This is a genomic window from Bradyrhizobium sp. P5_C11_2, from assembly GCF_054049755.1.
Window position 1 is genome coordinate 1 of record NZ_JBFULT010000489.1, and the last position, 5,765, is coordinate 5,765.

Below are 5,765 nucleotides of genomic sequence, written 5' to 3' on the forward strand. Positions count from 1 at the left end.
CACCCATTCCGTCGCCGTGTTGCGACCGCGCGGATCGGTAGGCATCAGCTTGTCGCTGAGCTCGCCCAGATGCAGCAGGATCGCGCCGCTCTCGAAGATCGAGATGTCGCCGTCGGTCAGCCACGGCACCTGGCCGAACGGCTGGTGCGCGAAATGGGTGGCGCTGCGGTCGCCGAAAGGCGTGCTCGCGACGCGATAGGGCAGTGCGGCTTCTTCGAGCGCCCAGCGCACGCGAAGGTCGCGCACGAAGCCCCGCGGCATCTCGGGAACCCAGTCGAAGGTGGTCAGCGTGAGGTCGGCCATTTGGCGTCTCCATGTCGAGGTCCTGAGCAAAGGACGTGTGACGTGCGCGCGTTCCGACACCGGTGCCAACTCTTTTTGTCGCCGGCGACTTGAGCGGTTAGTCTCGCCCCAAACAACAGGAGGACRCCCAATGCCCGCCGCCTTCTTCGTGGTCCGCGCCACCGTCACCGACGCCAGCAAGCGCGCCGCCTTCGACACATGGTACAAGACCGAGCATGTGCCGGACGCAGTGAAGGCATTCGGCGTAGCCAAGGCCTGGCGGTTCTGGAGCCTCGACGATCCCTCGCTGCACCAGGCGATGTATCAGTTCGATGACGAGGCCAAGCTGGCTGCGATGCTGAAGGGCGATGCGCTGAAGCGGCTCGTGGCCGATTTCAACCGCGACTGGCCCGATGTGAAACGCACGCGCGAGACGCTGGTGCTGGCACAGGAGTTTGCGAAGTAGCGTTCGGTGCGTAGCCCGGATGGAGCGCAGCGTAATCCGGGGTTTTTGCGTGATGCCTCGCCGGCCCCGGATTGCGCTGCGCTCCATCCGGGCTACGGCCGTTCCTGTCAGCTTTGACATGAACCTGAACGCGCGATTCAGCCGCAGTTCATCTCGCGGGCCCGACACTGCCTCCGCATCATGCAACGCATGCCCGAGAGGAAGATGTCATGGAACGCCGCAATTTTCTGAAACTCGCATTCGGTGTGACGGCGGGCGCAGCCGCTTTCACGGCCGCCGCACAAGCCGCGCCGCTCTCGCCGCAGCCGCTCGGCGGTCCGGCTGGGATGCCGCAGCCGGATGCAGATGTGCATCCCGCCGTCACCAGCAGCGAGGAAGCCGCGGAGTTGAAGCCCGAGCAGGTGCATTGGCATGGCCACCACCGCGGCTGGGGCCACCGTCACTGGGGCTGGCACCGCCGGCGCTGGCATCGCCGTCACTGGTAAGCGGCTCGCCGATCGAGCGCCGCTCGAGGTCTTGGACGGGGATCGCAGTTGCGGTCCCCGTTTTGATTCGGGGGCTGCTACAGGACTCTGCGGATGAAGCGTTGGCAGGTACCTCAAAAAGAAATGCGCCCAAAAAGAAATGGCCGCGCCAGCCAATGCCGCGCGGCCAATTCGTAATGCGAAAAGAAAAGATCAGAACGGACGGCAGCGGCCGGCGTACCAGCGGAAGCCATAGGGGCACACGCGCGCGCGCGGCACGACAACGACCGGCGCCGGCGCGACCACGACCGGGCCAGGGCGCACAACGACCGCACCGCGCATCGGGCGGCAGCCGCCATAGGCGCCGCGATACCAGCCGGGGCCGCAGCCACCGGCGGCGCTGGCCGCCTCGCTGAAACCAACGACCGCGCTGGCGAGCATCACGGCGGCGAACAGGTATTTCATCTGATCTTCCTTCTTGTCCTTGGGGGGCAGATTCTTGGGGGCAGGTTCTTGGGGGACTGGCGCTTGCGGCGCACAATGAATCAAAAGACACGATTCGACACGTTAAATTTGGGGAGAACGTGCCGACACGTCGCGATCCAAATCTGCCAATCATGACCTGAATGCGGCATGAACACCGCATGCTGCCTGAGGCGACAATCAGGCGTCGCTAGCGGCCGAGAAAGCCCAGCACCAACTCCTTGTACTTCTCCGGTGCCTCCAGGAAGACGAGATGCCCGGTGTCCGGAACCACCTCGGCCCGCGCATTGGGCATCTTCGCGGCCAGTGCTTTCGCGAGCTCGGCGTTCTGCCCCATTTTTGCGCGGAGCGCCTCCGGCGCGTTCGGACGGCCCGGCGCGTTGTGGTCGTCGGCGCCCATGATGAACAGCGTCGGCTCGGTGATCAGCGCGACCTCGTGCGCGACCGGCTCGCGGTAGATCATCTGGCCGGAGCTGACAAAGGCGCGCAGCCAGCGCGGATAGTCGGGGCTGTTCTTGATGTTGAAGCGGGCGTCGATGAACGGTGTGATCTGATCCGGCGGCAGCTTGATCGCGTAATTGGTCTGGAGCTGCTTGCGGTAGCCGTCCGGGGTGAGCTTGTCCTCGGTCTCGATGATCTTCTCGGTCGGCGTCGGCGGCACGTAGAGGCGGTAATCCTCGAGGCCAATTGGGGCCGTTAGAACAAGGTGTGCGACCCGGTCCGGATAGGCGCGGGCGATGCGCACGCCCAGCATGCCGCCGAGCGAATGCGCGACGATCTCGGCCTTGTCGATCTTGAGATGGTCGAGCAGCGCCATGGTGTTGCGCGCCAGCGTGTCGAAATGCAGCTCGCCTGCTGGCTTGGAGGATTTGCCGAAGCCGATCTGGTCCGGCACGACAACGCGAAAACCCGCATCGCTCAGCATCCTGATGACAGGGGCCCAATAGCTCGACGGAAAATTGCGCCCGTGCAGCAGCACGACGGTGCGGCCATTCGGCTGCTGAGGGGCGACGTCCATATAGGCCATGCTGAGCTGCTCGCCGTCGTTGACGACCGGCAGCAGGTGCACGGGATAGGGATAGGCAAAACCTTCGAGCGCGATGCCGTAGGGCTCGCGCTGGATGGTGTCGGCGGCGCGGGATGCAGTGAGCGGGGTGGCGAGGAGGGCGGCGGCGAGGGCGGTCGAGAKGATGCGGTTCATTGAGGTCTCTGTTGTCTGGCACAGTCGTTCCGGGGCGATGCGAAGCATCGAACCCGGAACCTCGAGATTCCCAGGTGCGCAATTGCGCACCACGGTTCGGTCCTGTGGACCGCCCCGGAATGACGCTGGCCATATACGCATGGATGGCCGGGTCAAGCCCGGCCATGACGAGCACGCGAATTCACACGCAAACGTGCGATTTCACGCACCTCGCGTGATCAGTCCTTCCCATTTCCGAACAGCGCGGCAAACTGCTTCTCGCCGGTGCGGGTGAAATTCACCACGCGGCTGCCGGGCGTGGCGTCGCGCGCGGCCCATTTCAACTCGGTGAAGCGCTTCATCATGGCGGCACCGAGCGTGCCGGCGAGATGGTGGCGCCGCTCGCTCCAGTCGAGGCAGGCCTTGCAGACGGGACGGCGCGGGTGGGCGAGCATTTCGGGCGAGATCTGCAAATGCTCCGCCAGGAAGCGCTCGCCGTCCGGCGTCAGTTCGATCTCCTGCTTCTTGTGCTTGACGAGCCGCCGGTTGCGCATGGTGTCGAGCATCTGCACGCCGAGATCGCCGGCGAGGTGGTCATAGCAGATGCGCGCCCGCCGCAGCTCCGGATCCTTCGGCCCCGTGCGCACGCGCATGTGGCCGGTTCGCGCGGCGAGGCCCGCAAGGCCTTCGAGCACGCCGGCGACGTCATCGTCGGTGAGGCGGTAGTAGCGGTGCCGGCCCTGCTTCTCCGGTTCGACCAGCCCTCCGGCCTCGAGCTTCCCAAGATGCGAGCTCGCGGTCTGCGGCGTGATGCCGGCCTCCTGCGCCAGCTCGCTCGCGGTCAGCGCGCGCCCATTCATCAGCGCCGTGAGCATGTTGGCGCGGGCGGGGTCGCCGACCAGCGAAGCGATCATGGCGATGTCGGGTCCTGATTTCATGCTTCGATGGTAGCCGAAGCATTGTAGTCGGGCAAGGGCGTAGGCTCCTGCTGCAAACAAGTCATTGCGAGCGCAGCGAAGCAATCCAGTGCTTCAGCGGCGACGGCGTCGCTTTGCTCGCAGCAACGATCAATCAGGAGGCTCCCATGTCCGTCACCGTCTTCATCCGCTACCAGCTCGATCCGTTCAAGCGCGCGCAGTTCGAGGACTATTCGAAACGCTGGCTCACCATCATCCCGAAATGCGGCGGCGACCTGATCGGTTATTTCATGCCGCATGAGGGCACCAACAACATCGCCTTTGCGCTGATCACCTTCGAGAGCCTCGCCGCCTATGAGGCCTATCGCGCGCGGCTGCGGCAGGACGCCGAAGGCATGGCGAATTTCCATTTCGCCGAGGAGAACAAGTTCATCCTCGCGGAAGAGCGCACATTCCTGCGCAAGGTGGTATTGTAGGCCACGACACCGTTAGCAGGAGACGCCCATGATCGCCGTGATCTTCGAAGTCTGGCCGAAGCCGGAACATCGCCAGAATTATTTCGACCTCGCGGCCGATCTGAAGCCGATCCTCCAAACCATCGACGGCTTCATCTCGGTCGAGCGCTTCGAGAGCCTGACCGAGAAGGGCAAGATCCTGTCGGTGTCGTTCTGGCGCGACGAGGCGGCGGTCGAGGCCTGGCGCAACACGATGGAGCACCGGCGCACCCAGGCCAAGGGCAGGGCACAGATATTTGCCGACTACCGCCTGCGCATCGCCAGCGTCATCCGTGACTACGGCATGAACGATCGCGAGCAGGCGCCCAAGGACAGCCGCGCAGTGCACGACGCGCACTAGCGCTTGCATTTGCGCGCGCTTATGTCTGCGCGGCCAACAAGGGAGAGAAACATGCATGTGACAACCGCTGACAAGCGCGCGACGTTCAAGAAGATGCACGAGAGCGGCTGCTTCATCCTGCCCAATCCGGTCGACGTCGGCAGCGCCAAGGCGTTGCAGCATCTCGGTTTCAAGGCGCTCGCGTCGTCGAGCGCGGGCTTTGCCTGGACCATCGGCAAGGCCGATAATCACGTCACCGTCGACGACGTCTGTCAGCATCTGGCAGCATTGAGCTCGGCGGTCGACATCCCCGTCAACGCCGATTTCGAAGGCGGCTTCGCGGTCGAGCCGGACAAGGTCGCGGAAAATGTCGAGCGCGGGGTACGCACCGGCGTCGCCGGTCTCTCGATCGAGGATTCCACCGGCGACAAGGACAGGCCGATCTACGAGCGCGCGCTTGCGGTCGAGCGCATCAAGGCTTCACGCAAGGCGATCGGCGACAGCGGCACGCTGCTGGTCGGCCGTTGCGAGGCGTATCTGTGGGGCGTGACCGACCTCAAGCTCGTCATCGACCGGCTCACCGCGTACGCCGACGCCGGCGCCGATTGCCTCTACGCGCCGGGCCTGAAGAGCCGCGAGGATATCGCAGCGGTGGTGAAGGCCGTGCATCCAAAGCCGTTCAATCTCCTGATCGGCGGCTCCGGGCTGTCCTTGCAGGAAGCTGCCGATCTCGGCGTGCGCCGGATCAGCATCGGCGGCTCGCTCGCGCGTGCCGCCTGGGGCGGCTTCATGCGCGCGGCCAAGGAGATGGCGGAGCAGGGGACGTTTGCCGAGCTCGGCGGCGGCTATTCCGGCGGCGAGCTCAACAAGATGTTCAGCTAGAGGCAAACGAGAAGCGGCGGGATGTTAGGTCCCGCCGCTCTCTCATCCTCTCGGTGTCATGCCCCGCGAAAGCGGGGCATCCAGTACGCCGTGGCTTCTCGGTCAATCACGACCGTCTCGGAGTACTGGATCGCCCGGTCAAGCCGGGCGATGACAGCTGTGTGTTACGCGATGACATTCGCGACGTTACTGCGACTTGCCACCATCAGACGGAGCGGCCGGATCCGGTGCGGCCGGCTTGCTCGGCGCTGCACCCG

The 5,765-nt window shown here is 64.8% G+C and carries 9 protein-coding genes; 5 read left to right on the top strand and 4 right to left on the bottom strand.

Annotated features, from left to right (window positions below; translation table 11 throughout):
• Window positions 1–303: glutathione S-transferase N-terminal domain-containing protein (locus tag ACXJL8_RS31815; protein ID WP_456686212.1), on the bottom strand; the 303-nt coding region annotated here is incomplete at its 3' end.
• A gap of 130 nt (window positions 304–433) precedes the next feature.
• Here ACXJL8_RS31815 and ACXJL8_RS31820 point away from each other — a divergent pair.
• Window positions 434–748, top strand: coding sequence for a hypothetical protein (locus ACXJL8_RS31820; RefSeq protein ID WP_456618133.1), 315 nt, complete (start codon window positions 434–436; stop codon window positions 746–748).
• A 209-nt stretch (window positions 749–957) separates the two neighbouring features.
• Window positions 958–1,233, top strand: coding sequence for a twin-arginine translocation signal domain-containing protein (locus ACXJL8_RS31825; protein WP_456618132.1), 276 nt, complete (start codon window positions 958–960; stop codon window positions 1,231–1,233).
• 192 nt (window positions 1,234–1,425) lie between these two features.
• Here the strand turns inward: ACXJL8_RS31825 and ACXJL8_RS31830 are convergent, their stop codons facing one another.
• The 3 genes from ACXJL8_RS31830 to ACXJL8_RS31840 form a co-directional block, all read right to left on the bottom strand.
• Window positions 1,426–1,677: a GCG_CRPN prefix-to-repeats domain-containing protein gene (locus ACXJL8_RS31830; RefSeq protein ID WP_456618131.1), complete on the bottom strand. Its 252-nt coding sequence runs from the start codon at window positions 1,675–1,677 to the stop codon at window positions 1,426–1,428.
• 208 nt (window positions 1,678–1,885) lie between these two features.
• Window positions 1,886–2,896 carry an alpha/beta fold hydrolase gene (locus ACXJL8_RS31835; protein WP_456686213.1) on the bottom strand — a complete coding sequence of 337 codons (1,011 nt, stop codon included), beginning with the start codon at window positions 2,894–2,896 and terminating at the stop codon, window positions 1,886–1,888.
• A gap of 218 nt (window positions 2,897–3,114) precedes the next feature.
• Window positions 3,115–3,813, bottom strand: a complete 699-nt coding sequence (locus ACXJL8_RS31840) for a metalloregulator ArsR/SmtB family transcription factor (RefSeq protein ID WP_456618129.1) — start codon at window positions 3,811–3,813, stop codon at window positions 3,115–3,117.
• 146 nt (window positions 3,814–3,959) lie between these two features.
• On the opposite strand from ACXJL8_RS31840, the gene ACXJL8_RS31845 reads away from it, so the two are divergent.
• Genes ACXJL8_RS31845 through ACXJL8_RS31855 form a run of 3 tightly spaced genes read left to right on the top strand, consistent with a single transcriptional unit; the run spans window position 3,960 to window position 5,508 of the window.
• Entirely contained in the window at window positions 3,960–4,268 is a 309-nt protein-coding gene (locus ACXJL8_RS31845; protein WP_027555111.1) for an NIPSNAP family protein, read from the top strand.
• Between the two features lie 28 nt (window positions 4,269–4,296).
• A complete protein-coding gene (locus tag ACXJL8_RS31850; RefSeq protein WP_456618128.1) occupies window positions 4,297–4,647 on the top strand; it encodes an antibiotic biosynthesis monooxygenase family protein in 351 nt (116 codons plus the stop codon).
• Window positions 4,648–4,698: 51 nt separating this feature from the next.
• Complete coding sequence (locus ACXJL8_RS31855) at window positions 4,699–5,508, top strand: isocitrate lyase/PEP mutase family protein (protein WP_456618127.1); 810 nt, start codon at window positions 4,699–4,701, stop codon at window positions 5,506–5,508.
• The last annotated feature ends 257 nt before the right edge of the window (window positions 5,509–5,765 follow it).